Raw genomic sequence first — 24,260 nt, 5'->3', positions numbered from 1 at the left:
AATGAGTTTTGATCTATCCCTGACCGGTGCACAGCAAGACCTCGTGGAACGCACCCACGCGTTCGCGGAAGACGTCATCCGGCCCGTCGCGGCCAAATATGACAAGGAACAGGCGTTCCCTTGGCCGGTTCTGGAGAAGGCTGCGGAAGCGGGCTTTTACGGTCCTCTCTTCTACCGGGACCTAATCGGCGATCCAACTGGGCTTTCGCTGCCCTTGTTCATGGAGGAACTGTTCTGGGGGTGCGCGGGAATCGGACTCGCGGTCGTGATGCCTGCCCTCGCCCTCTCGTCGATCGGGCAGGCGGCGACCCCCGAGCAGATGCTGCGGTGGGCGCCGGAGTGTTTCGGCACCCCAGGTGACCTGAAGCTGGCGGCGCTGTGCGTCTCTGAGCCTGAAGGTGGCAGCGACGTTCGCAACCTGCGCACGACCGCGAAGCGGGATGGCGACCACTGGATTATCGACGGGCACAAGATGTGGATCGGCAACGGCGGGATCGCAAACGTGCATGTCGTGAATGCGACCGTCGACCCTGATCTGGGGCACCGCGGTCAGGCACTCTTCATCGTGCCGGGTGACACGCCTGGCATCGAACTCGTCCGTAAACTCGACAAACTCGGCTGCCGCGCATCGCATACTGCGGAGCTGCGCTTTCACGGCTGCCGCATCCCGGCGGATCACCTGCTCGGGGGCGACGAGAAGCTGAACAAGAAGCTCGAACGCGCGCGGGCGGATGCCGAATCGCAGTCCGGCAAGCGGAAGTCGTCGACCCTCGGCACGTTTGAGCAGACTCGTCCAATGGTCGCTGCGCAGGCGCTCGGCATCGCGCGGGCGGCGCTGGAATTCGCGACGGAGTACGCGAATCGGCGGGAAGCCTTTGGCGCGCCGATCATCGACAACCAAGGCGTCTCCTTCCCGCTCGCTGATATTGCGACGCAACTTGATGCTGCGCGATTGCTGACGTGGCGAGCATCGTGGATGGGCGCCAACGGTGTGCCGTTCCAGCATGCGGAGGGCTCGATGTCGAAGCTCGCCGCGAGCGAAATCGCTGTCCGTGCGACGGAACAGGCGATTCAGACGTGCGGTGGCTGGGGCTATATCACCGACAACCCGGTGGAGAAGTGGTACCGGGACGCGAAGCTGTACACCATTTTCGAGGGAACCAGCGAGATCCAGCGCATGGTGATCGGCAAGTCGTTAGGGGCGGCGGACGGCGCCCCGCCTTTGCACTTCGACCTGCCGGTCGACGGTGGACAGCTGAATCGGCAGTTCGGCCGTGGCACGCCGCTACGCACGCGACTGGGACAAGCAGCGCTGTCCGCTAAGGATCGCGTTCCCGCTCCTGCGCTGCGTGCCGCGATGAAGTTCCTAACCCCGCCCAACAGGTGACGGCTATAGTCCTGCCGCGTGCTCGAGCGCGGTGAGGGATTCGTCAAGATAGCGCAAGAGGTGCTGGAGGTGCGGCACCGATTGACGGCACCCAAGAATGCCGAAATCGAGGGTGTCTCCGTTGCTTGTTAGCGTGATGTTCAGGGCGAGCCCGTCCATGACGATTGAAGCTGGGTAGATCCCGTCGAGTCGGGCGCCGTTCCAGTACAGGGGTTTCTTGGGGCCGGGGACGTTCGAGATGATGACGTTGAAGGTCGGCGGGGTGATGCTTGACAGCCCCGAGACGCTGCTCAGCGCGAAAGGACCGGCGAGGGTGGCGCCCAGCGCGATCGCCTGAAGAGGGGAAAGCCCAGACACCATCTCCTTTGCCTGCCCCATCGACCGTCTGATTGCTTTCATTCGCGCCAGCGGATCATCTTCGTTGGTGCCCAGACTAGCCATCACAAGGGAGACGGCGTTGCCTCCATCCGAGTCGCCAGTAAGAGCATGAAGCGACACTGGTACGAACGCGATAAGTGGTTTGTCAGGGAGGGCGTTCTGAGCGATCAGGTACTCGCGTAGCGCGCCGCCGCACATTCCCAGAACCACGTCGTTCAGTGTGCACCCGAGCGAGGACGCCACACCTTTCAGTCGGGCGATGGGCCACGACTGCGCGGCAAAACGCCGGGCACCACCGATCGGCACGTTGAACATCGATCGGGGGGCACGCAGGGGCAGGGGGATATCGCGTTCACGCATGATCTGGCGCCCGATGCGGTACGCGGCGGGAACTGAACCTGCTACATCACCCGTCAGACCGAGTCCGGTTTTAGCGAGGGAGAGCGGGTTCATACTGCGGCCTGGCTTCGAGCGTTTGGATGTTCGCGGCGCAAAGGGTGCGGCGAGGTGCTCGTCAGAAGGATCGTCAGACAGGCTCTTCTGCAACAGCCGCAGCGCCGAGACGCCGTCAACCAGCGAGTGATGAATTTTGGTGTAAACCGCGAGACGCCCGTCCGAGAGACCCTCGACGATGTTCATCTCCCAGAGTGGGCGATGCCGGTCAAGAAGTGCGGAGTGCCACAGTGAGGTGGCTTCGAACAGTTCCCTGATACGGCCCGGCCGGGGGAGCGCGGAGAGGCGGACGTGGTACTCGAGATCTACGTCTGCGTCCTCGATCCATGTCAGGTTTCGCAGCGTATTGAGCGGAGTCCCGGGCCGGCGGCGGAACGTCGGCGCGATTTCGGGTGTGCTGATGAGCTCGGTGTGAATCTGACGCGCGAAGTCTTCCCCCGCACCGTCGGGGAGGGTGAACAGCTCGAGCCCTCCGACATGCATGGGATGTTCCCGGGATTCGAGCCCAAGGAAGATGAAGTCGTTCGGTGCCATGAGCCGCATGGTCAGAGTGTAAGCCGGATCACAGAGCCATCGTGGTTAAAGGCAGCCAACTCCATAAGTGCAACTAGATGGTTGCGCCTAATGCGATAGTGTGCAACCATCTAGTTGCAGCAACCAATCGCATCGGAGGAAAGATGAACACTGACCTTGACCGCATCGAACGTCAGATTGATATCGCGGCCCCGGCCAGCCGTGTCTGGACGCTGATTTCAGAACCCGGCTGGTTCATCAACGACGGCGTCATTGTCGAGCATCAAATCGACCAGAACGGCGACGTGAGCGTCGTCCACGACCCGGTTCATGGGGCATTCTCGTTTCAGACCGTAGAGCTTGTAGAGCCCAGATATGCCGCGTTCCGGTGGCTCGGCGGGGACGCTGGCTCGACGCTCGTCGAGTTCTGGATCGACGAGCGCAACGACGGAAGCGTGTCGCTTCGCGTGGCCGAAAGCGGCTTCTCCACACTCACGGTCTCTGAAGAGGAGCGTCGCAGGAAGATCGACGACAACACAGAAGGCTGGGAAACTGAACTCGCCGCTGCGCGTTCGTACCTGACTCCTTCGGTGCGGGAACCAGCAACCGCAGAACGAGCAGCCGGGCGGGGATGAGCGGATGCCGTCGTCAACCTTCGCACCGGCGTTCGCGGCGCTGGGCGATGAGACCAGGTGGAACATCCTGGTACGCCTCGGCGAGGCGCCAGCATCCGCATCCACGCTAGCCGGTGAGTTCCCCATCAGCCGCCAGGCGATCGTCAAGCATCTCGAAATTCTGCGCACGGCTGGGCTCGCCGAAGCCGAGAAGCGCGGGCGCGAGATGATATACAGCCCGTTGGGATCTCGGATCAGTACGCTGGGCCGGGATCTCCAGCGGATCGCCGACAGCTGGGATCAGCGACTCGCGCGGATCAAGTCGATCGCGGAATCCGGAGACCGCCCGGAGTGACGCATTGGTTCCACGGCACACCGTCTCTCCTGACCAGGTCCCCGATGCAGCGGGTGTGTGGTCGGGCGAACGGGTGTGTGGTGAGATGAGAGCCGTTGCCGTCTAGACTCATCGCGATGCTGTATTCGCTGGCCAGCGGTGACCGACCTCGCGTCGAGACTGAAATCAAGCGTTCCAGATTCATCGCCGAGTTACGCCGCGCGGACGATGTAGACGCCGCGATGCGCCTGGTGTCGGATGCGCGCGCTGAGCACTCCAGCGCGCGGCATCACTGCTTCGCCTGCATCATCGGCGATGACGGGGAGTATCGAGTCGAGCGATCCAGCGACGATGGGGAGCCGGGTGGCACGGCGGGTATCCCCATGTTGCAGGTTCTCAAAGCACGCGACCTGGTTAATGTCGCAGCCGTGGTGAGCAGGTATTTCGGTGGAGTGAAGCTGGGGGCGGGCGGACTGGTCCGGGCCTACTCTGGTGCCGTGGCCGCCGCAGTCGACGCCGCCAATCTCGTACCAAGGACTCGGTACGAGACGTTCTTGCTCGTCATCGAGCATGCCCAAGCCGGCCGGCTGGAAGCAGAGCTGCGTGGCCGCGGGATCGATGTGTCCCACGTCGACTACGCGGAACAAGCGACCCTCACTCTCACGTCCGACGAGCCGGAACAACTCGCGTCGATAGTCGCCGAGCTCACCGGGGGACGCGGCGAGCTGGCCCCTGCTGGACATATCTGGAAATAGGTTCACGCGTGGTTTGAGTATGGCGATTGCGCTGCGGCAGTGGCCCTCTCCTTCCACTAACCGCAGCGTTCTCGCCTCCCCTTGACGCCCTTACGTCCGGCGCCCACCTATAGATGACGCTGCTTACCGCCGATCGGTTCCAGTGAAATCAGGTCTTTTCGGATCTATTGCGCAGTAAGGACTTCCGAGCGTGCGGATCGCCTTTGCACCCGATAAGGTCCCCATAGCAACGACGAGTAATTAAATGGGGGTTGGATCGTGGGTGCGGTGCGGGCTGGAACTACGGCGGTTGCTACTGCGAGTCTGCTAGCGGGTACGGCGCTGTTGCTTCCCGGCCATGCGGTCGCGGAACCAGCCGACCTGGACTGGGGGCCGTGTCCTGAAGGAAGCTACGTCGAGACCGCGCAATGTGCAGAAGTCGAAGTGCCGCGCGACTACGCGAATCCAGACGGGCCAACGATTGAACTGACTGTGAGCAAGCTTCCCGCACAGGGCCCGAAACGAGGGGTCCTGTTCGGCAACCCCGGCGGACCCGGTGGCAGTGCGCTCCCGATGTTCGAAGACAACCAACTGTTTAGCTGGCCGCAAGAACTGCGCAATGAATGGGACCTGATCGGGGTGCAACCCCGGGGGCTTCCGTTCGCCACGGCCCTTGAATGCACTCCGCCGCTCGACATCACGACGGCCACGATCAATTATGGCGGTGCCACACGCGCGATGTGCGACGCGCAAGACCCCGGATACACAGCCACCATCACCACCGAAACAACCGCGCGTGACTGGGAAGAGGTGCGCCGCAAACTCGGCGACGAGCGGATCAGCATTTTCGGACTGTCGTACGGCACGTTCCTGGGTTCGACGTACGCCACGCTATTCCCGCAGCACGTCGACCGTCTGGTCCTCGATTCCGCGATGGACCCCGACTGGGCGTGGAACGAAGTTCTGTGGCAGCAGAACGACGGCTACAAGCAGCGCGTTTACGCGATGATGCAGTGGATCGCCGACAATGACGAGACCTACGGTCTGGGGGATACCCCGATGCAGGTGTACCAGCGCTGGTCAGAGGTCGTCGCCGCGGAAGCGGGTGCGTCACCCACGCTGGCACCGCCCGCCGCGCAGATCGGGGATGTACCGCCCGCGCTCACCGACTTCGCGGAGCAGTACATCGCGGGCATCAACCTCACCGAAGGTGCGCGAACCCAGTTCGAAGGCTGGCTGTCGAACATCATCACGCCGTCGCAGCTGATGTCGACGGTATACGGGCTGACTCGTGAGGCTGCACCCCAGCGCGACATGTGGCCACTCGTTGCGCAGTCGATCCGCAACGGTGGCGCGGACCCTGCGGCGTTCGAGATGGACGATGTCATCATCAACGAGCTTCTCCAGTTCCAGGCGATGCAGAACGTCATCATGTGTAACGAGAACCAGGTCGCCGCGCGCCCATGGGACTACCCGGCGTTCCTCGCACACAACTTCCTCAGCGGCGACATGTTCGAGCTCATCGGTTACACGTTCAGCTCCGGGGCGGCGTGCGCTGGTGCTCCTCCCGTCACTGTCCCGGTCGACGTCACAAACCAGGGCTTGGCCGTCCAGCCGCTGCAGCTGCAGTCGCGCCAGGATCCGCAAACTCCCTACACCGGCGGCCTGAGCATGTCGGAGCGGATGGGATCGCATTTGATCAGTGTCGATGGCGGTGATCATGGCGCGTTCGCCAAAGGTAATGCGGTCGTCGATGCGGCTGTCGTCGAATACCTTCGCACCGGCACCACCGACGTTGTTACGGCGCCTGAAGCTCCGATCCGCACGCCGCTGCTGTAAGGGGAGCCTGCATAGACGTGGCGATGTTGAGTAATCTCGTCCGATGACAGATGTTCACCGGCGAAGGGACGAGGTATGGAGTACACGTTCCTTGAAGGACGGTCGGTGGTCGTCGTTTACTTCGCGCTGCTCGGCATCGTTTTTCTGCGGGCTCAGGCCACCTACTGGATAGGCCGGGGACTCGGTGCGGGTGTTCACCGCTCCAGGCTGGGTGATCGGCTCGGCGACAAACTGGAGCGGGCTGAAGCGGCGATCAACCGGTACGGTCCGCCCGCAGTGACGGTTTCGTTCCTCACGATCGGTGTGCAAACGGCGATCAACCTGACCGCCGGGGCGATGCGCATGCGCTTTGTCCGCTACTTGATCGCAATGTTCGCGGGCTGCCTGATGTGGGCGGCGATCTACACTTTCGGGGGTCTCGCAGTGATGGCAGCCTGGGTGTCGGTGTTTACGCAGTCGCCGCTGCTTGCCGTCGGTGCGCTCGCCGCCATCGCGGGCCTGATCGGGATTATCGTCTGGCGCCGCAAGCAGCGTGCCGTAGCGCCTCACGAGGTGTAGGAGGAGCAAATGCTGCACTTGATGCCGCTGGCAGCGTGGCGTGCCCACTCCGGCGCCTGGATCCGCCCCGGCTCCCTCGCGACCGAGGGCTTCATACACTGCACCAGCGACGAAGCGACGCTTACTGCGGTAGCGAATCATTTCTATCGCGGTCACCCGGGTGACTTCGTGGTGCTTGTCATCGATCCGGAAGCGGTGTCAGCGGAGATCCGGTATGAGGCTGCCGCGCCCGCGCCGCCGCCAGGAGTCGCGAGCGACGTGTTGTTCCCGCACGTGTACGGCCCGATCGAGAACAGCGCGGTGGTTTCGGCGATGTATGCACGCCGGGATCTGACTGGCGAGTTTGTGGGATTCGAGGCGCGGCCGCCGCTCGATGAAACACACCACCTTGCGGATCGCGCCGCCGATTCTGAAATGGAGTGAGTGTTGGCCACTTTCTTGCTACTGACCGGCGCGGGTTCGGATTCGTGGTATTGGCACCGGGTTGCCCCCCTCCTTGAGGCGCGCGGCCACAGCATCGTAGCTCCTGACCTGCCCGTGGACGATGATTCTGCGGGGTTTCCGGAGTACACCGACGTTGCCGCGCGCGCCGTTGCTGATGCACCGGGACGGCCGCTCATCATTGTCGGCCAGTCGATGGGTGCGTTCACCGCTGTCATGACCGCGGAACGCGTGCCCACTTCGATGCTAGTTCTCGTTGGCGCCATGATCCCGGCGCCAGGTGAGACTGGTGGCGCGTGGTGGGGTAACACGGGGCAGGAAGCGGCACAGACGGCTTACGCAGTCGAGGAAGGCCGTGATCCCGACGCTGCCTTCGATCCGTTCGAGCTGTTTCTTCATGACGTGCCCGCCGAGGTCGTGAAAGCCAGTGCTGAGCACATGCGGAATCAGTCGGAAACGCCGTTCACGACCGCCTGGGTGGGGCCGGAGTGGCCGAGCATTCCCACCAAAGTCATTGCGGCGCGCTATGACCGGCTGTTCCCGCTCCCGTTCATGCAGAAGATCAGCCGGGACAGGCTGGGAATCGAGCCGGAGATAATCGACTCAGGCCACCTGTCAGCGCTGGCCAAGCCACACGATCTGGCTGCGAGGCTGCTGAGCTACGCGAGTGAACTCGACAGTCCGCCCCGCTGAATCCCGCGGCTGCGTCGCACACGTAACTCTGGAAACGTCAGCTAGGGGTAGGGCGCTGCCTGACCCCTGTACCAAACGTGCAACTCCCATCCCGTTTCGTACGTTCGGTACATGGTGGAAAAACGCAATACTGTCCGGCGAGTCTCATCACGGGAGTAGCGTTATCGCATGGCAGCCCCTGGGCGGGAGGATGCGCTGATCGCGCGGCTCGACCGCATTCCTGTCTGGCCTTATGGCAACCGGCTACTGATCGTGATCGGTGCTGGATACTTCTTCGCCTACTTCGACGTCGTAACGATCGGGCTCGCTCTGCCCGTCATCAGTGAGCAGTTCGGCGTCTCCAGCAGAGTTGCTGCCCTCGCAGTCACCAGCAGTCTCATTGGCTACATTCTCGGCGCTTTCATCGACAGCCGCATCGCGGACACCCGCGGTCGGCGCGCCAGCATGATGATCTCGGTGTGCCTATTCACGTTCGGCACGCTCGCTGCTGCCGCGAGTCCCGGGATCGCGTGGCTGATTGCTTTCCGATTCATCGCCGGTATGGGTATTGGGGCGGAGATCGCGGCCGTCACCACCTACGTGGGTGAGCTCGCCCCCGAGAAGCTGCGCGGACGCGTGACGTGCATCGTTGGCGTGATGGCGTTCGCGGGCTTCGCCCTGGTCCCAGTGATCGGACGATTCTTGATCCCCGCGTTCGACGCAGGCTGGCGGGTGCTTTTCGTCATCGGTGCGGCAGGGGGCCTGACGATCGCGGTGCTGCGCCGGGAGATGCCGGCGTCCGCGCGCTGGCTGCTGGTGCGCGGCCGCGTCGATGAAGCTGAGCAGGCCATCGCGCGGGCCGAGGAACGGGCCCGGGCTGTTACGGGGCGGGACCTGCCGGAACCGCTCCCGGCCACCGTAGTGAAAGAAGAGCGAGCAGGGTTGCTGCGCCCGCCCTACGTGTGGCTGATGGTTCTGTTCACGGTGATCTGGGCGGTGTACTACGTCGGCAATTATGGATGGCTCACCCTCGCGCCCACACTGCTAACCAACCACGGTTTCAGCCTGACGTCGAGTCTCACTTTCCTGATCGTCACCGGAACCGGTTTCGTGGCGGGGGCGCTGCTCGCGACTGGCCTCGCGGACCGGTTCGATCGGCGTATGACCACCGCTGTGGGCGCGGCGGCGTGGGCGGCCGCGCTGCTTGCTATCGGCCTCATCCACGGCGCCGCGTCGGTGATGTTCTTCGGGTTCGTCGCCTCTGCGACTATCGGCTTCCTGGTCCCACTCCTCTACACCTACACGGCCGAACAGTTCCCGCCTCAGTTCCGCGCTACCGGGGTGGCGGTGACTGATGGTGTGGGGCACCTGGGTGGTGCGGCGGCGCCATTGGTGGTGCTGACTGCCTCCGAACTATGGGGCTTCACGGGGGCCTTCATCGTCATGGCGGCCACGGGGGTTGTCACGGCGGTGTTGCTACTCGTGGTCTCGAGTTGGCGCCGGGAGCGGCAGATGGCCTACCGAGCGGGCCGTGGCTGAAGACAGTGACCTGATAGCGCTTCCTCCGGAAGATCGCCCGCACAGAGCAATTCGCCCCACATAATGGAGGTGGTGCCCGCGCCGATAAGGAGGTATTTGTGGACCTAGCTGCAGTGCGATGGTTCCCTCCTGTTCGAGTCGTGCGGGCTGTCGAGCTTGTCCGGAGTGCGCTGACAAAGCTCACCCAGCTCATCGCACCTTCGCCGGTAAATGTCCTTGAACTGGCGACCGGAAGTTGGGTCACGCAGGCGGTGTACACCGCTACCAAACTCGGTATCCCGGACGCACTTGCGGGCGGACCGCTCACCGCTGAAGAGATTGCGGAGAAGGTCGGCGCTGACTCCGATGGAACGCACCGACTGTTGCGCGCGCTTGCCGCGAAGTCGGTCTTCCGCGAGGGCGGCGACGGCCGTTTTGAACTGACCGCGATGGGACAGTCGCTGCGCTCCGATGCAGCGGATTCGGTTCGTCCGCTTGTTCTCATGATTGGGCATCCTGCGCACTGGGAACACTGGGGTGGCCTGTTGTATTCGGTGCAGACGGGAAAGTCGAGTCTCGAGCAGCTCAGAGGACTGAGCGCATTCGACTTCTTCGAGGAGAATGAGGAAGTCGCGCAGGTCTTCAACGACGCGATGACGGTCACGTCCGAAATGGTGATCGGACCTGTCCTCGCTGCCTACGACTTCACGAAATATCGCACGATCGTTGATGTGGGCGGAGGTCATGGACGTCTGCTTGCCGCGATTTTGCAGCAGTCGCCAGACTCGCGGGGGGTTCTCTTCGAGCTGCCACCGGTGCTGCCAGGCGCATGTGACTTGTTCGTCGACGCAGGTGTCGCCGACCGCACGGAGGCTGTCGGAGGCTCGTTCTTCGAGTCGGTTCCTGCTGACGGTGATGCGTACGTTCTGAAGAACATCGTGCATGACTGGCCGGAAGAACAGGCCATTGAGATCCTGCGCAATGTGCGCGCCGCGATGCCCGACGAGGGGCGGGTTCTGCTGATCGAAGCTGTCATTCCAGAAGGAAACGGTGAGCACGTCAGCAAGTGGCTGAACCTCGAAATGCTCATCCAGACAGGCGGACGAGAACGAACCGTCGGCCAGTATTCCGATCTGCTCGAACACGCCGGGCTCAAACTGAGCCGGGTAGTTCCCACGATCGGACCCGCGTCACTGATCGAGGCGATTGCGCGATGAGCTGAAAGTCAAGTAGAGACTTCCGGCGTGATAGCTGTCACACTGCAAAAGGCGGATCATAGACAGTGTGAGCCGTTATACAACTATGCGCGATCGCAGCCACAAGCACGCGATCGTCCAGACAAAATGGAGGCACTACAGTGACTCGAGGTGTGTTCGAACGCCAGACCGGTCATGAGCAGGTCATTTTCTGTAATGACGCGGAATCCGGTTTGAAGGCGATCATCGCGATTTACTCCACGGCGCTCGGTCCCGCGCTCGGCGGTACGCGGTTCTACCCGTACTCGTCTGAAGACGACGCGCTGACCGACGTACTGAATCTGTCGAAGGGCATGGCCTACAAGAACGCGCTCGCTGGGCTTCCGCTCGGCGGCGGCAAGGCTGTGATCATCGGCGACCCGCAGCGGCACAAAACTGAGACGTTGCTCCGTGCGTACGGGCGGTTCGTGGAATCACTTGGGGGACGGTACATCACCGCGTGTGATGTGGGCACCTACGTTCAGGATATGGACATCATCGGCGAGCAAACCCGTTTTGTGACGGGCCGCTCGCCTCAGCACGGTGGATCCGGGGATTCGTCGGTCATGACATCGTATGGCGTCTACCAGGGTATGCGCGCGAGCGCGGAATACCTGTGGGGTAACGCTTCGCTTGCTGGGCGCCGCGTCGGAGTGGCGGGCGTGGGCAAGGTCGGGCGTCTGCTCGTTGACTACCTCCTGCATGAGAAAGCGAAAGTCATCATCACCGACGTCAGTCCCGCGGCAATCGACCGCGTCAAGCAGGCGCACCCTGAGGTGTCTGTCGCCGACGACACCGCTGCCCTCATCACGTCCGGCCTGGATATTTATGCGCCGTGCGCGCTGGGTGGTGCGCTCAACGACGACACTGTGACCGTCTTGACCGCGAAGATCGTGTGTGGGGCCGCGAACAATCAGCTTGCGCATGCGGGGATTGAAGATGTACTCGCGGCACGGGGCATCCTCTATGCACCCGACTACCTCGTGAACGCGGGGGGTGTCGTGATGGTGGAAGATGAGCTGCACGGATTCGATTTCGACCGGGCAAAGCGCAAGGTAAGCACGATCTTCCACACTACGAAGGAAGTTTTCACCTTGGCCGCCGCAGAGGGTGTTCCGGCAGCGACGGCTGCGGACCAGATCGCTGAGCGACGGATGATGCACGCGGCAGGCGCTGGTTACTGGCCCCGGGCAGCGGAACTCGCCGCTCACTAGGCGACCGTACGATCGAGGCATGGCTGCCTCCGACGAACCGGACTGGCCGCGCCGTGCGGAAAGCGCGGGCACACTGCGCGCCGTCGACGACGTGGTCGTACGATGTCGCGCGTGCCCGCGGCTGGTGGAATGGCGCGAGAAGGTCGGCCGCGACAAGCGTAAGAGTTTCACGGACTGGACATACTGGTCGCGTGCGGTCCCCAGCTTCGGCGACTCGGAGGCCGCTGTGATCGTTGTCGGGCTCGCCCCGGCAGCGCACGGCGGCAACCGGACCGGGCGCATGTTCACCGGTGATCAGAGCGGCGATGTGCTTTACGCCGCTCTGCACCGGACCGGGTTCGCCAATCAGCCCTCGTCAACCCACTCGGGTGATGGGATGGTGCTGACAGGAGTGCGTCTCGTCGCGCCAGTCCACTGTGCGCCGCCGGAGAACAAACCCACACCAGAGGAGCGGAATCGCTGCGCTCCATTTCTCGCGCGGGAAGTGGACCTCCTGGCACCAACTCTGCGGGTCGCGGTGGTGCTGGGTGGTTTCGGGTGGCAGGCACTGCTCGCGAATCTGGCGGGAACGGGCTGGCAGATTCCCCGCCCGCGGCCCCGGTTCGGTCATGGCGCCGACGCGCAAGTTGCCCACCCAGATGGACGCCGACTCACTCTTGTTGGCTGCTACCACCCCAGCCAGCACAACACGTTCACTGGGCGTTTGACGCCGGACATGATTGACACCGTCCTGCGGCGCGCTAGGAGGCTGGCTGAAATCGATTAGCGGTGCCCAGAAGGCCCAGACAGGGGAGTCATCCCACGCTATCGTGGTTGTGAGCTAGATCACAAACTATCGACGTGGGGGTTCCCGATGCCGGTTCCTGGTCCTGGATACTCGATAACTGTTCGGCTTGAATCACCCCCATCGGTCAGTGCCGCAGGTGATCTCACCACAGTGGTCGGCGGAGCCGGCGGGGTGCTCACCGCGTTCGACATCGTCGATTCGACCGCTGACGCGATCGTCGTCGACATCACTGTGAACGTGTTGTCCTCAGACCATGCTGAAGATGTCACCGCGGCGCTGGATTCGCTGCCCGATGTCCAGGTGCGAAAAGTCTCCGACCGAACCTTCCTTGTGCACCTCGGCGGCAAACTCGAAGTCACACCGAAGGTCAGTCTGCGTAACCGTGACGATCTGTCCCGCGCCTACACGCCAGGTGTGGCGCGTGTCTGCCAGGCGATCGCGAAGAATCCTGAGGATGCACGGCGGCTCACCATCAAACGCAACACGGTCGCTGTCGTGACGGACGGTTCCGCGGTGCTCGGGCTAGGAAATATCGGTCCGGCCGCTGCGCTTCCAGTGATGGAAGGAAAAGCCGCGCTCTTCAAGAAGTTCGCGGGCGTAGATGCATGGCCAGTGTGCCTCGACACCCAAGACACGGAGGAGATCATCCGCGTTGTGCAGGTGCTGGCACCCGTCTATGCGGGAATTAACCTCGAAGACATCGCCGCTCCGCGCTGCTTCGAAATCGAATCGCGGCTGCGTCAGATGCTCGACATCCCGGTGTTCCACGACGACCAGCATGGCACCGCGATTTGTGTCACGGCGGCGCTCCGCAACGCCCTGCGGGTGGTCGACAAGAAGATGACGGATTGCAGGATTGTCGTCAGTGGTGCGGGCGCTGCAGGATCGGCCATCATGCGGTTGCTTCTGCTGCAAGAACCGGCTGACATCATCGCGGTGGATATCGACGGCATCGTTCACCCCGCCCGCGATAACAAGGACGACAATCTGCGCTGGCTCGCTGACAACACCAACAAACACCACATGACGGGAACCTTGCACGATGCGCTAGTCGGGGCGGACGTCTTCATCGGCGTCTCTGCGCCGAATCTGTTTGGTGCAGAACAGGTAGCGACCATGGCGGACAATGCGATCGTGTTCGCCCTCGCGAACCCCGACCCCGAAATCGATCCGGTAGATGCGCACCAGCACGCCGCTGTGGTGGCGACCGGACGCAGCGATTACCCGAACCAGATCAACAACGTCCTCGCCTTCCCGGGCGTCTTCCGCGGCCTCCTGGATGCGCACGCCACGGATATCGACGAACCCATGATGCTGGCCGCCGCTGAGGCCATCGCCGACGTCGTAGGCGACCGCCTTAACCCTTCCTACATCGTCCCCAGCGTTTTCGATACCGCTGTGGCACCGGCTGTGGCCGACGCGGTGAAAACGGCGGCCCAAAAACAGGGACAGTGAGGGGCTGCATGATTCCTCTCAGCGACGCGCTGCGCTCAGCAGCAGACGGCATTTGGCAAGCCCAGCACAATCACCCCTTTGTTCGAGGTCTCGGCGACGGCTCTTTGGACGCGGCTGCCTTTCGCCTCTGGATCCGTCAGGACTACTTGTTCCTCATCGAATATTCGCGTTTGTGCGCACTCGCAGCTGCACGGGCCCCTGATCTCGAGACGATGAGACGCTTCGCGGAATTGCTTCACGAGACCTTGAACGTCGAAATGGACCTGCACCGCTCCTACTGCACGGAACTCGGTATCACTGAGGCAGAACTGGAACGTGAGGAAAGGGCTCCAACTACACAGGGCTACACAGATTTCCTGCTTCGCAGCGCGGCCGTGGGTGATTTCGCTGAGCTTCTCGCTGCTCTGCTGCCGTGCATGTGGGGTTTCAGCGAAATCGGGACTCGGCTGGCGGAGACCGGTTTGCCGCAGAACCAAGGGTATGCGAAGTGGATCAGCATGTATTCGTCCCGCGAGTTCACCGACCTTGTGGCGTGGCTTCGTGAATTGACCAATGAGATTGGTGCAGAGCTTTCGGGCGCGGCGAGGGAACGGGTCAGAAATGCCTTCATGATCAGCAGTCGTTACGAACTGGCGTTCTGGGAAATGGCCTGGACCCGCCAGGAGTGGCCCGCCCACTAGGGGAAACGGGGTTTCAGGTGGTGAGCTCCGTTGGGACGGCAATCACGTCCACCATTGCGTCGCCACGCAGGACGGTAACGGGTAACGCGAGACCAATTGCCTCACCGAACAACTGTCGCTGAATGTCCTGCGCGCTGCTGACGGGCTCACGCGCGACTGTGAGCAGCAGGTCACCACGCTTCAGACCGGCGGTGTCCGCGGGGCCGCCGGACAGTACTTCGACGAGCCGCAGCGCTTTACTGCGGCCAATGCGTTCCGCGAGTGGCGAAGGGACGGGTGTCGGTGAGCCAATGATCCCGAGGTAGGCGCGACGCACCCTGCCCTCACCAAGAAGGGTGCTGATGATGCGCTGTGTCGTTGAATTGATCGGCACAGCCATACCAAGGCCGATGCCGGCGACAGCGGTATTGATGCCGACCACCTCACCCGCCGCGTTCGCTAGTGCACCTCCGGAGTTGCCAGGGTTGAGCGCGGCATCGGTCTGGATCACATCTTCGATAACGCGCGTAGCGCGCCCGTCGCGAGCGGGGAGGGACCGGCCGAGCGCGCTGACGACGCCTGCCGTGACGGAACCGGAGAGGCCGAGCGGACTGCCCACAGCGACGACCAGTTCACCGACAACCAGTGCGTCGGCATCTCCCAGCACCGCTGCGGGCGGGCCAGCGCCACGCGTCCGAATGACGGCCAGGTCGGAAAGTCTGTCAGCGCCGACGACGTCGAATTGCTGCTCTGTGCCATCCGCGGAGACTGCTTTGCCACGCGACTCCCGTCCGATGACGTGCGCATTGGTGAGCAGGAAACCGTCGTCAGTGAACGCGACCGCGGATCCTCCGCCGTGACGGAGACTAATGCTTGCGACATGGGGCGTGAGCGTGCGCGCGACGGCCACGACGATCTGCGAATACGCGTCCAGTGGGCGCTGGCTGGGCCCAGAACGCTGTGGGAGGGGATCGAATGGCATGACGACCTCGCGCGCTGCTGAATTCACATCTGATACCCAACAGTGCGCTCGGTCCGGCGATTTCGCCACAATAATCGCCATGGGCGAAACCAGTGTGCAGTGCTGAGCGCGCGGGTCGCATGCCCTCTACTACTTGACTTCTGATTCTTCGCTGACCGGCTCGTCACCGGCTGCTTGTGACTTCGTTGCGGGAGCCTCTGCGGGAGCGTCTTCTGCGACGACAGCGACCCCTAGCCGCTCCTCAACGGTGTCCGCAGCTTGATGGATTTTCTCGCTGTACTTGCCGCCAGTCGTCTTGTCGACTGTCTCCTCGACACGCTCGATGACCGTCCGGACCCTCTCTGGGTTCTTCTGAACGAGTCCCTTGGCTTTGTTGAACAAGTCTGTCAGTACCATTGCTACCTCCTCGAGGGGTGCAGTGCGCGCCGGAAATGGCTTCCGGACTGACCCGAAGCCCACGGTACTTACGGATTGTTGCTCGGGCTGAGCTCGGCCGTTACGGCAAAATTAGCAGTTGATGAAGTGGTTGCGCCCATTTGGTGACAGCGCGTATTTCGCCGTTAACCAACGGTTCCGCGGAGATTTCTAACAACATTTCGCATTTACATGACATTCAATTTTGTCAAGCGTAGATTGGTGTCAGCGTTAGACAGGCGTCTAAGTCTCAACGGGGAGGCCAGCGATGAGTACGCTCGTGAATCCGAAGAACATCAAACATGCTGTTGCCCGCCACAAGCCCACGATCGCGACGCTTCCAGGCACGCGCCTCATTGCGGACACGCTGGAACATCACCATCGGCGCGCCGAGCCATTCGCGACGCCACCCGCAGACAGCGGACTGAAACCCGTTCTCGGCGATGCAGGGCTTCCGGTGCTAGGGCACACGTTTGAACTCATGCGCCTCGGCCCTGAGTACCAAATGCGCCGATATAACCAGCTCGGTCCCGTTTCGTGGGCGAACGTCTTCGGACGCCGTGGGGTCGCCATCGCCGGCCCTGAAGCGACACAAGCGGTCCTGGTGAACCGCGACAACACCTACACGCAGGGTGGCTGGCGGTACCTGATCGACGCCTTCTTCCATAGAGGCTTGATGCTTCTCGACGCGGACGAGCACCGGTATCACCGCCGCATCATGCAAGCGGCGTTCACGAAGGAAAGGCTCGAAGGCTATGTTGCCGTCGCCGACGAGGTCGTCGACGCGCAGGTATGGAAATTCACGCGCGGCGGTGACGTCGAGCTCTATCCGACGCTCAAACAGCTCACACTCGAAGTGGCGACGCGCGTCTTCATGGACGCGGGAAAACAAAGTGACGACGTCGTCACGAAACTGAACGACGCATTCATCGCCTGTGTCAGGGGCGGCACCGCGATCGTGCGGTACCCCGTGCCAGGCGGACGCTGGGCACGCGGTCTGCGCGGGCGCCGCACACTCGAAAGCTACTTCCGCGAACACCTGCCCGCAAAACGGCGTGAGAACTCACGCGATTTATTCGCGGCGCTCTGCCACGCGACGTCGGAAGACGGCGAGACTTTCAGCGACGACGACATCGTCAACCACATGATCTTCCTGATGATGGCTGCGCATGACACCGCCACCATCACCGCCACAGCGACGGCTTACCACCTCGCGAAGCACCCGGAGTGGCAAGAGAAAGTCCGTGCGGAGGTGGCCGCCCACGATGGTCCAGTATCTCCGTCCTACCTCGACGGACTCATGACTCTCGACAACGTGATCTCCGAATCACTGCGGCTCGTGGCGCCAGTGCCAGCGTTCATGCGCGAAACCACAAAAGACACTGAAATACTCGGGTTCTACATCCCCAAGGGGACGTTCCTGCTCGTCGATCCGTGGGTGAATCATTTGCTTCCGGAATACTGGACGGAGCCAACGCGCTTCGACCCCGAGCGTTTTGCCCCGCATCGTCGTGAAGACAAGCAGCATCCCTTCTTGTTCGTGCCATTCGGTGGGGGAGCGCACCGTTGCATCGGCATGAAGTTCGGAATGCTCGAAGTGAAAACGATCCTGCACTACCTGTTGCGCACGTACCGGCTGGAATTGAAGCCAGGATACGACGTTCACTGGGACACAAGCTCATTGCCATTCCCGACAGACGGACTGCCGATCACTCTGACCAGGATCTAGCCGAGGCCGGTCACGGCCAGGGCAGGGGCTCGGCACCGCGGGCACGGAGGAGTTGCTCCATGACCGCGGTTTCCTGGCTCTGCTCTTTGATCATGCTGGTGGCCAGGCGCTGAACGACCGGGACCGAAGCATGCTGCGCGGCGTACCCAGCCATGTCGATGCCGCCCTGGTGGTGGCGAATCATCAACTGCAGGAACAGCACTTCCGCGTCCGCACCGCCGGACTGCCGCAACGCGTCGACTTCCAGCCAACTCGCCATACCCGGCATGGGAGGCTCCGCCGCGTCACGACTCCCGCCGTGGTCCGGATGCTCGTGCTCGCTGTCGTGGTGCATCCACGCCATCGGTTCGCTCGAAGCCAGTGGCTGATCGAGGAGTTCCAGCCAGCCGGTCATCATCCCGATTTCCTGCGTCTGGCTGGTCCGGATCTGCGTGCATAGTGAGACCAGCATCGGGTCGATATCGTCGCCGAGTGCGTTGCACAGTTCTACTGCCTGCAGGTGGTGAATCGCCATGTCCTGGGAGAACCCAACTTCCACGGGCCCGAACGCGTGCGGCACTGCACTGTCTGCGGCGGGTTCCGCCCCTGGTTCCATTCGGGGCCAGAAGAATCCCGCGGCGAAACCACCCGCAAGCAAGACGAGTGCCACGATGAGCACCAAAGCGCGTGACCTCATGAGATCGGATACACGCCGTTCTCGAACTGCAGCGCCATGAAGCCGTTGTCCATGCACGTCACCCACAGTTGATTCCCATGGAACGCTGGAGGTGACATGCACCAGTCTGCGGACATATCGATGCCCAGCAACCGCGCCCGTGGGCTCTCGATATCCTGCAGTTCAACGTCACCGTCAGCGATGGCACGCGCCACCGCGATAGACCCGATGAGCGGCAGGCCGACTATCGCGCCGAGCGTCGCGTGCGTGGAATTCACGAGCTGACCGGCTTTCCCCACCTGCGCTGGGGGGTTGAAATACGCGATCTCCTTGACGTTGTTCAGATCTCGGACGTCGAAGACGCGGATACCTGATTGAACCCACCCGCATGCGAGGGCCGTCGGGTCAACCTTCCGGTCTACCGTGCAGTAGTGCGCGTCGTATCCGAACGCACCATTACCTGCATTGTCGCGCGCCCACGATCCGAGATTCTCAGGAAGATTAACTTCCAGCTTGATTGTGTTGATGAGTTTCAGATTCTGGTCGTCACGCGAATCAATGATCTTCACCCCGCCCGATCCACCTTCGTCGACAGTGAAGAGGACTGGAGCGCCGTCCACTGTGACGGGGATTGTGTGCTGGGTGAGTTGCCCATCAGACCAGAACAGGCGGCCCACGTGGGGTACCACGGGGAACGGGTCGCGTCGCTGCACTGAGCTGACGTCGAGCACTGTAATACCCGCGAGCGTTGATATGTACATGCGGTTGCCGTCGGCTGTGATGCCGAAGCCGTGGTTCGAGATCCCTGTGATACCCGTCCAGATCACGCGTGGGTTGGCAGGGTCACTCACATCGATCGCGGACAGCTGCCCCCCGACAGTGCCTGCTGCCCAGTAGGTTTGACCGTCAGGGGAGAAAGCGCCCTCGTGGGTGGTGATCGGTAGTGGCATCGAAAGTTGGGTGCCGTCGCGATGGTTGAGAAGGCGTGGATTGGCGCAGTCCTCCGACACGTCGTAGATCGAGAAACCACCCGCCCCGACGAGGATTCCGACACCCGTGCCCGCGAGCAGGCCGCGGCCTTCGTGAACGTCGAGCGACTCCCACGTGCCCGCAAGCATGGGCGGCTCTTGCAGTGATCGCACATGCCGGGGATTGGCGGGATCAGAAGCGTCGATGACCTGCACGCCGGTGCCGGGGCTGCCCACCTCTTCGGGGATGGGGATGTTCGATCCCGTGTACGAGCAGTGATCGTATGTGACACTGACGATTCCCGCGCCCGGGCCCTGATGCTGGCCGACCAGGCTCAGATTGCAGTTATAGCCTTGCGCACTGCGGCCGCTATCGCGGTCCGGTCCGGGCACCTGGCCTTGCAAGCCTGGCTCCGGGTCTGACCCCGGCCCACAGTCCGCGCGTTCGACGGCGGTCCGGTGCAGCTCAAGGAAATCGTCAACCGGGTCGGCGCTGGCCGGAGCGCCGGCCACGATCAGTGCGAGAGCGCAGGCCGAGGCCCCAGCGCGCAGGACAGAGCGTGATTGTGACCGTGTTGGTTCCCCCATTCCCGAAAATTATCACGAGGGCGTAACGTCCGGCGGCCGTTTACGAACTTTCATTAACTTCTATATTGGTCACTGTGTTACGGATAAGAATCTAGGTGCGGTGACCGTCAACAGTGGAGTCGACAGCCCAAGCCTCATCGTTCATCTTGCTGTTGAGTCAGGTGGCGCCAAACGGTGCCACCTGACTCAACAGTCGAGGCCTCAGGTATTACTTTTCGGGCTGGTCAGTCTTGTTTTCGACGCCCTGCTGCGGCGCTGTGCCGGTGCCCGGCTCAGGTGACTTCTCCGCGTCCTTGGCTGCCTCGGCGATGCCGAGATTCTGCTCCACAGTGTCACCGCCCTTGCGGATCTGGTCCCCGTACTTCCCGCCGGTCTTGCTGTCGAGGGTGTCTTCCACGCGGTCGATAGCCTCACGCGCCTTGTCGGGGCTCTTCTGTGCGAGGTTCTTCGCCTTGTTGACGATGTCGCCGAATCCCATTCAGACCTCCTGAGTTGTTGAAATACGTTCGGTCTGTGGACACCCTACTGACCGCACGCGCCTCGCGCTCAATGTGCAGGCTGGGGCGTAATGTAGGGCGCACTATGGCTGAATTGAAAGCGAAACTGCGCGCAGATCTGACCGCGGCGATGAAGGCGAAGGATTCCGCGACCACCGCGACGCTGCGAATGCTGATTGCGGCGATCCGCACGGAAGAAGTATCGGGAACGGAGGCGAAAGAGCTCACCGACGCGGACATCATCAAAGTTCTCACAAAAGAGGCGAAAAAGCGGGCTGAGTCAGCCACGGTATTTTCGGACGCAGGCCGCGAAGAACTGGCGTCCAAGGAGCGCGCGGAAGGTGACATCATCGCGCGGTACCTGCCCAAGCAGCTCTCTGACGAAGAACTCGATGCCGTCGTGACGAAAGCGCTTGCCGCAGTGGAACAGGAGACCGGGGAACGCCCGGGGATGCGACAGATGGGTCAGGTCATGAAGGTCGCATCAGCGGAGGTGGCTGGACGGGCGGATGGCTCCCGCGTAGCCGCAATGGTGAAGCAGAAACTCGGTTAACTCAGGAGACGCTGGAAACTGCGTCGCCCCAACTGATGTTCTGGGCGATCTCTCTGCGCAGCTTCATGACTCGTCTGCGTTCGTTCAGGCCGAGAGCGCCGACGAGCCTGCTGTTCTGCCGGTAGAGGGCGAGGAAACAGTCTGAGTCGATGCTTCCGCTGGCAACATGAATTTCGTCGGCTTCGGGGATCCCGACGAACTGCAGGCGGTTGCCGTACCAGTCTGACCAGAAATACGGAACCGTCTGGAACGGCTTGGCGTTCTCCGGGTCGAGGGCGTTTACGGCGGCGGCCTTGCCCTGTTCTGTGGCGTTAGTCCAGTGCTCGAGGCGCATCACCTTTTCGAACACCGAGTTGGGCCAGCGGGCGACATCACCGGCGGCGTACACACCCGGCGCGCCTGCGAACAATGTCTCGTCGCAGATCACTCCGTTGTCGACCTTCACTTCTGATCCCTCGAGCCACTGTGTTGCCGGAGCCGCGCCGATCCCTGCGATAACCAGGTCGGCAGGCAGCGCCGAGCCGTCGGTGAGGCGGACCTGGCGCACCCGGTCGTCACCTTCGATGCCGCCGACGCCGACGCCGCAGCGCAATTCGGTGCCATTGCGCCTGTGCAAATGAGCGCATGCGATACCCATCTCCTCGCCGATAGCATGAGCGAGGGGGACTGGGGCGTGTTCGATGATGATTGGTTTCAGCCCGCGTCTGTGCATCGCGGAAGCTGCTTCGGAACCTATGAACCCCGCGCCGATGATCACAATGTCCTGCGCGCCGTTGTCAAGGTCGGCGCGGATGCGCCGCGCATCGTCGACAGTGCGCAGCGTGTAGACACCGGGCAACGGGTCCCCCCATGGTGTGGGTCGCGCAGCCGATCCAGTCGCGATGATCAGCGCTGTGTAGTCAAGTGCACCGTGATCGGTGTGCACCTGTTGTGCAGCGCAATTCAGCCCCGTAGCGCGCACACCGAGTTTCAGATCGGCGCCGAAATCGTCGTGCAGTGACTGCGCCGACCGCAGTTCCGGTGCGCCGCTCTCAGCATTCGGCGCGAGATACTCCTTCGACAAGGGTGGACGGTCGTAGGGTGCCTGCGACTCGGCTCCGATCATCGTTACTCCGCCCTTGTAACCAGACCGCCGGGCAGCCTCAACGGCCCGCAAGCCCGCAAGTGCAGCGCCCACTATGACGAGGTGCTCCGGCATGTCGCTGTGCCTCCCTAGACAAGATGCCGCGTGCTAGACGCCCGGCTGTGAAGTCGGTTAGTCGCCGAAGCTCAGGGCCTGGGTGGGACACTCGTCGATCGCGTCCTGAATGTCGGGCCGCAAATCGTCCGGTGGGTCCTCGTCGACGAGATGGACTACCTCGTCGTCGCCAACTTCGAAGACCGAGGGGGCGATGGTTTCACAAATCCCATGCCCCGTGCAGCGGGTGTAGTCGACACAGATCCGCATGAGAATCCTCCTTACAACGGAGCACGAGATGGGCTGAATGCTCGCGTCAATTGAGGGGCAGCGGCCTGGGCCGCCACCGGCCTGAAGCGCTGCGGTGCGCTAACCTTCCAGGCGCCGAAACGGCCGCCGAGAAACTCACTTTCCCATCTTGGCACAGCCATCAACTGCCTGGATATGGTTCCGACATCGCGGGCAAATTTGGCGCGGAACCGCAGTCCTGACATACATGCAAAAGCCGGAGGTTGTCGATCGAGTTCTGCATCATCTGGACCTGAAAACCGTCATCCTCGAGTAGTCACGTGATTGTTACCAACTCGGCGTGGGTTGCGGTCGCTGGGAGTAAGGTCACTCGTACCGTCTCATACGCCTAGCCATCGTGCGGGAGAGCGCTATGAAAGTCTTAGTCAGCGCCGTCAGAATGCCTTTTTCACTTGCTGTCATCCGGTGCGTCGGCGAAGCGGGGCATGAAGTCGTCGCAACCGATTCGATCCCCTATGCACCAGGAATGCACAGCCATTACGTCATTGCTGATGAGGTGACCGTCGCGCCCCGTGACGAGCCGCTGCGCTACATCGAGGAAATCAAGAAGATCTACGAGAAGCACAAGATCGACTTACACGTACCGACGTTCGAAGAAAGCTTCTACCTGTCACGGCACAAGGACGAACTCGAAAAGCAGGTTCCGGTCTTCGTCGCCGATTTCGAACCGTTGCGGACGCTACATTCGAAGCAGGCCTTCATCGAGTTGTGTGAGCGGATCGGTGTCAAGGCTCCGAAGACGATCATCGCGCGAGACCAGGATGAGCTACGTGAAGCTGCCGCGGAGATCTCCGAATACTGTGCGCGGCCCTCCTTCTCACGCGGCGCCCTGCAACTCCTCACCAACACCGGTCCGAGAGCGGGGAACCTGCTGATCGACGACTGCGAACCGACGGCAGAAAACCCGTGGCTCGTGCAGGAATACATTGAAGGTGAAGATCTCTGCTCCTATTCAGTGGCCAAGAACGGCAAGGTGGGAGCGCACCTGACGTACGAGATCCCGATCAAACTCGACCACGCCGAGGGCGTCCGGTTCATTACCGCAGAGGTACCTGAGACTTTGCGATCCGCACAAAAGATCGCTGCTGAACTCGGCTACTCAGGGCACCTGTCCTTCGACTGGAAACGGCTCGATGACGGGAGTCTGTGCGTCATCGAATGCAACCCGCGGGCAACTAACGGCGCCAGCATGATGGACGCAAACGCGATGGTCAGCACGATCGTCGACGGTGCTGGTGACGAACCGACGGTCATGCCGCCGGGCCGTATCGCCCAGTCTGACCTGGGCATCGTCGTCGAGATCCTCACCCATCAGATCAGCTGGGGGCGAGGATTAAAGGCACTGCTCAAGGTGCGCGACCTGTATGCGGAGCGCGGAGACCTCATCCCCGAGCTATATCAATTCCTCCAGTTCGGCCACAACGCGCGAATCGCACACGACAAGAAGGTCGGGATGATGGAGGCGATGCAAGGCGACACCTGCTGGGACGGCGTGCCGATCCCATGAGGCTGTTTCGGTACACATAGTGGCGCGCTGCTCGACGGTGCCGAACAGCGGGATGTTGCCTGGATTGGACAGGAGACTCGGTCATAGACG

25 protein-coding genes are annotated in these 24,260 nt (G+C 62.2%); 17 read left to right on the top strand and 8 right to left on the bottom strand.

From position 1 onward, the window contains the following. The first annotated feature begins 1 nt into the window (after window position 1). Complete coding sequence (locus AS9A_RS14190; protein ID WP_013807747.1) at window positions 2-1,387, top strand: acyl-CoA dehydrogenase family protein; 1,386 nt, start codon at window positions 2-4, stop codon at window positions 1,385-1,387. A 3-nt stretch (window positions 1,388-1,390) separates the two neighbouring features. Here AS9A_RS14190 and AS9A_RS14185 read toward each other — a convergent pair whose 3' ends face one another. Further along, on the bottom strand, window positions 1,391-2,761 hold the full coding sequence (locus AS9A_RS14185) for a WS/DGAT/MGAT family O-acyltransferase (RefSeq protein ID WP_041451102.1): 1,371 nt from the start codon (window positions 2,759-2,761) through the stop codon (window positions 1,391-1,393). A gap of 134 nt (window positions 2,762-2,895) precedes the next feature. On the opposite strand from AS9A_RS14185, the gene AS9A_RS14180 reads away from it, so the two are divergent. From AS9A_RS14180 to tenA, 13 genes are all read left to right on the top strand, one after another. Beyond that, complete coding sequence (locus tag AS9A_RS14180; RefSeq protein WP_013807745.1) at window positions 2,896-3,366, top strand: SRPBCC family protein; 471 nt, start codon at window positions 2,896-2,898, stop codon at window positions 3,364-3,366. 4 nt (window positions 3,367-3,370) lie between these two features. Next, on the top strand, window positions 3,371-3,700 hold the full coding sequence (locus AS9A_RS14175; RefSeq protein WP_013807744.1) for an ArsR/SmtB family transcription factor: 330 nt from the start codon (window positions 3,371-3,373) through the stop codon (window positions 3,698-3,700). A gap of 116 nt (window positions 3,701-3,816) precedes the next feature. Continuing rightward, window positions 3,817-4,434 (top strand): IMPACT family protein, encoded by a 618-nt coding sequence (locus tag AS9A_RS14170; protein WP_041451101.1) that lies wholly within the window; start codon window positions 3,817-3,819, stop codon window positions 4,432-4,434. 258 nt (window positions 4,435-4,692) lie between these two features. After that, entirely contained in the window at window positions 4,693-6,252 is a 1,560-nt protein-coding gene (locus AS9A_RS14165; RefSeq protein WP_013807742.1) for an alpha/beta hydrolase, read from the top strand. A 75-nt stretch (window positions 6,253-6,327) separates the two neighbouring features. Beyond that, window positions 6,328-6,810 carry a DedA family protein gene (locus tag AS9A_RS14160; RefSeq protein ID WP_013807741.1) on the top strand — a complete coding sequence of 161 codons (483 nt, stop codon included), beginning with the start codon at window positions 6,328-6,330 and terminating at the stop codon, window positions 6,808-6,810. A 9-nt stretch (window positions 6,811-6,819) separates the two neighbouring features. Then, a complete protein-coding gene (locus AS9A_RS14155) occupies window positions 6,820-7,233 on the top strand; it encodes a DUF952 domain-containing protein (RefSeq protein ID WP_013807740.1) in 414 nt (137 codons plus the stop codon). After that, window positions 7,234-7,944, top strand: coding sequence for an alpha/beta fold hydrolase (locus AS9A_RS14150; protein ID WP_041451100.1), 711 nt, complete (start codon window positions 7,234-7,236; stop codon window positions 7,942-7,944). Between the two features lie 168 nt (window positions 7,945-8,112). After that, window positions 8,113-9,462 carry an MFS transporter gene (locus tag AS9A_RS14145; protein ID WP_013807738.1) on the top strand — a complete coding sequence of 450 codons (1,350 nt, stop codon included), beginning with the start codon at window positions 8,113-8,115 and terminating at the stop codon, window positions 9,460-9,462. Between the two features lie 98 nt (window positions 9,463-9,560). Further along, window positions 9,561-10,658 (top strand): methyltransferase, encoded by a 1,098-nt coding sequence (locus AS9A_RS14140; protein ID WP_013807737.1) that lies wholly within the window; start codon window positions 9,561-9,563, stop codon window positions 10,656-10,658. 140 nt (window positions 10,659-10,798) lie between these two features. Then, window positions 10,799-11,890 (top strand): Glu/Leu/Phe/Val family dehydrogenase, encoded by a 1,092-nt coding sequence (locus AS9A_RS14135; RefSeq protein WP_013807736.1) that lies wholly within the window; start codon window positions 10,799-10,801, stop codon window positions 11,888-11,890. Between the two features lie 19 nt (window positions 11,891-11,909). After that, window positions 11,910-12,656 carry a uracil-DNA glycosylase gene (locus AS9A_RS14130; protein WP_013807735.1) on the top strand — a complete coding sequence of 249 codons (747 nt, stop codon included), beginning with the start codon at window positions 11,910-11,912 and terminating at the stop codon, window positions 12,654-12,656. 87 nt (window positions 12,657-12,743) lie between these two features. Then, on the top strand, window positions 12,744-14,132 hold the full coding sequence (locus tag AS9A_RS14125) for an NAD-dependent malic enzyme (RefSeq protein ID WP_013807734.1): 1,389 nt from the start codon (window positions 12,744-12,746) through the stop codon (window positions 14,130-14,132). Window positions 14,133-14,140: 8 nt separating this feature from the next. Beyond that, complete coding sequence (gene tenA, locus AS9A_RS14120) at window positions 14,141-14,812, top strand: thiaminase II (RefSeq protein ID WP_013807733.1); 672 nt, start codon at window positions 14,141-14,143, stop codon at window positions 14,810-14,812. A 13-nt stretch (window positions 14,813-14,825) separates the two neighbouring features. Here tenA and AS9A_RS14115 read toward each other — a convergent pair whose 3' ends face one another. Together AS9A_RS14115 and AS9A_RS14110 are read right to left on the bottom strand one after the other, a co-directional pair. Then, on the bottom strand, window positions 14,826-15,800 hold the full coding sequence (locus tag AS9A_RS14115) for a S1C family serine protease (RefSeq protein WP_013807732.1): 975 nt from the start codon (window positions 15,798-15,800) through the stop codon (window positions 14,826-14,828). Between the two features lie 102 nt (window positions 15,801-15,902). Next, window positions 15,903-16,169, bottom strand: a complete 267-nt coding sequence (locus AS9A_RS14110) for an antitoxin (RefSeq protein ID WP_013807731.1) — start codon at window positions 16,167-16,169, stop codon at window positions 15,903-15,905. Window positions 16,170-16,455: 286 nt separating this feature from the next. On the opposite strand from AS9A_RS14110, the gene AS9A_RS14105 reads away from it, so the two are divergent. Continuing rightward, window positions 16,456-17,916: a cytochrome P450 gene (locus AS9A_RS14105; protein ID WP_013807730.1), complete on the top strand. Its 1,461-nt coding sequence runs from the start codon at window positions 16,456-16,458 to the stop codon at window positions 17,914-17,916. Between the two features lie 10 nt (window positions 17,917-17,926). Here AS9A_RS14105 and AS9A_RS14100 read toward each other — a convergent pair whose 3' ends face one another. The 3 genes from AS9A_RS14100 to AS9A_RS14090 all read right to left on the bottom strand — a co-directional run bounded on the left by AS9A_RS14100 (window position 17,927) and on the right by AS9A_RS14090 (window position 20,605). Next, entirely contained in the window at window positions 17,927-18,592 is a 666-nt protein-coding gene (locus AS9A_RS14100) for a DUF305 domain-containing protein (protein WP_041451099.1), read from the bottom strand. Further along, window positions 18,589-20,127 (bottom strand): LVIVD repeat-containing protein, encoded by a 1,539-nt coding sequence (locus AS9A_RS14095; protein ID WP_013807728.1) that lies wholly within the window; start codon window positions 20,125-20,127, stop codon window positions 18,589-18,591. Before AS9A_RS14095 ends, AS9A_RS14100 begins: the two co-directional genes overlap by 4 nt. A 208-nt stretch (window positions 20,128-20,335) precedes the next feature. Further along, a complete protein-coding gene (locus AS9A_RS14090; protein WP_013807727.1) occupies window positions 20,336-20,605 on the bottom strand; it encodes an antitoxin in 270 nt (89 codons plus the stop codon). Between the two features lie 104 nt (window positions 20,606-20,709). Between AS9A_RS14090 and AS9A_RS14085 the strand changes: the two genes are divergently transcribed. After that, window positions 20,710-21,177 carry a GatB/YqeY domain-containing protein gene (locus tag AS9A_RS14085; protein WP_013807726.1) on the top strand — a complete coding sequence of 156 codons (468 nt, stop codon included), beginning with the start codon at window positions 20,710-20,712 and terminating at the stop codon, window positions 21,175-21,177. 1 nt (window position 21,178) lies between these two features. Here AS9A_RS14085 and AS9A_RS14080 read toward each other — a convergent pair whose 3' ends face one another. Both AS9A_RS14080 and AS9A_RS14075 read right to left on the bottom strand, forming a co-directional pair. After that, on the bottom strand, window positions 21,179-22,375 hold the full coding sequence (locus AS9A_RS14080; RefSeq protein WP_013807725.1) for an NAD(P)/FAD-dependent oxidoreductase: 1,197 nt from the start codon (window positions 22,373-22,375) through the stop codon (window positions 21,179-21,181). 57 nt (window positions 22,376-22,432) lie between these two features. Next, a complete protein-coding gene (locus AS9A_RS14075; protein WP_013807724.1) occupies window positions 22,433-22,624 on the bottom strand; it encodes a ferredoxin in 192 nt (63 codons plus the stop codon). Between the two features lie 391 nt (window positions 22,625-23,015). On the opposite strand from AS9A_RS14075, the gene AS9A_RS14070 reads away from it, so the two are divergent. Beyond that, on the top strand, window positions 23,016-24,170 hold the full coding sequence (locus AS9A_RS14070; RefSeq protein WP_013807721.1) for an ATP-grasp domain-containing protein: 1,155 nt from the start codon (window positions 23,016-23,018) through the stop codon (window positions 24,168-24,170). Window positions 24,171-24,260 lie beyond the last annotated feature (90 nt).

Origin of the sequence: Hoyosella subflava DQS3-9A1 (assembly GCF_000214175.1) — a bacterium.
Taxonomy (GTDB): domain Bacteria; phylum Actinomycetota; class Actinomycetes; order Mycobacteriales; family Mycobacteriaceae; genus Hoyosella; species Hoyosella subflava.
This window is presented reverse-complemented; position numbering and strand designations above follow the sequence as displayed.

Coding starts and splice junctions, on each gene's coding strand:
- AS9A_RS14190 (WP_013807747.1), top strand. CDS start 2: ATGAGTTTTGATCTATCCCTGACCGGTGCACAGCAAGACCTCGTGGAA.
- AS9A_RS14185 (WP_041451102.1), bottom strand. CDS start 2,761: ATGCGGCTCATGGCACCGAACGACTTCATCTTCCTTGGGCTCGAATCC.
- AS9A_RS14180 (WP_013807745.1), top strand. CDS start 2,896: ATGAACACTGACCTTGACCGCATCGAACGTCAGATTGATATCGCGGCC.
- AS9A_RS14175 (WP_013807744.1), top strand. CDS start 3,371: ATGCCGTCGTCAACCTTCGCACCGGCGTTCGCGGCGCTGGGCGATGAG.
- AS9A_RS14170 (WP_041451101.1), top strand. CDS start 3,817: ATGCTGTATTCGCTGGCCAGCGGTGACCGACCTCGCGTCGAGACTGAA.
- AS9A_RS14160 (WP_013807741.1), top strand. CDS start 6,328: ATGGAGTACACGTTCCTTGAAGGACGGTCGGTGGTCGTCGTTTACTTC.
- AS9A_RS14155 (WP_013807740.1), top strand. CDS start 6,820: ATGCTGCACTTGATGCCGCTGGCAGCGTGGCGTGCCCACTCCGGCGCC.
- AS9A_RS14145 (WP_013807738.1), top strand. CDS start 8,113: ATGGCAGCCCCTGGGCGGGAGGATGCGCTGATCGCGCGGCTCGACCGC.
- AS9A_RS14130 (WP_013807735.1), top strand. CDS start 11,910: ATGGCTGCCTCCGACGAACCGGACTGGCCGCGCCGTGCGGAAAGCGCG.
- AS9A_RS14125 (WP_013807734.1), top strand. CDS start 12,744: ATGCCGGTTCCTGGTCCTGGATACTCGATAACTGTTCGGCTTGAATCA.
- tenA (WP_013807733.1), top strand. CDS start 14,141: ATGATTCCTCTCAGCGACGCGCTGCGCTCAGCAGCAGACGGCATTTGG.
- AS9A_RS14110 (WP_013807731.1), bottom strand. CDS start 16,169: ATGGTACTGACAGACTTGTTCAACAAAGCCAAGGGACTCGTTCAGAAG.
- AS9A_RS14105 (WP_013807730.1), top strand. CDS start 16,456: ATGAGTACGCTCGTGAATCCGAAGAACATCAAACATGCTGTTGCCCGC.
- AS9A_RS14100 (WP_041451099.1), bottom strand. CDS start 18,592: ATGAGGTCACGCGCTTTGGTGCTCATCGTGGCACTCGTCTTGCTTGCG.
- AS9A_RS14095 (WP_013807728.1), bottom strand. CDS start 20,127: ATGGGGGAACCAACACGGTCACAATCACGCTCTGTCCTGCGCGCTGGG.
- AS9A_RS14090 (WP_013807727.1), bottom strand. CDS start 20,605: ATGGGATTCGGCGACATCGTCAACAAGGCGAAGAACCTCGCACAGAAG.
- AS9A_RS14085 (WP_013807726.1), top strand. CDS start 20,710: ATGGCTGAATTGAAAGCGAAACTGCGCGCAGATCTGACCGCGGCGATG.
- AS9A_RS14080 (WP_013807725.1), bottom strand. CDS start 22,375: ATGCCGGAGCACCTCGTCATAGTGGGCGCTGCACTTGCGGGCTTGCGG.
- AS9A_RS14075 (WP_013807724.1), bottom strand. CDS start 22,624: ATGCGGATCTGTGTCGACTACACCCGCTGCACGGGGCATGGGATTTGT.
- AS9A_RS14070 (WP_013807721.1), top strand. CDS start 23,016: ATGAAAGTCTTAGTCAGCGCCGTCAGAATGCCTTTTTCACTTGCTGTC.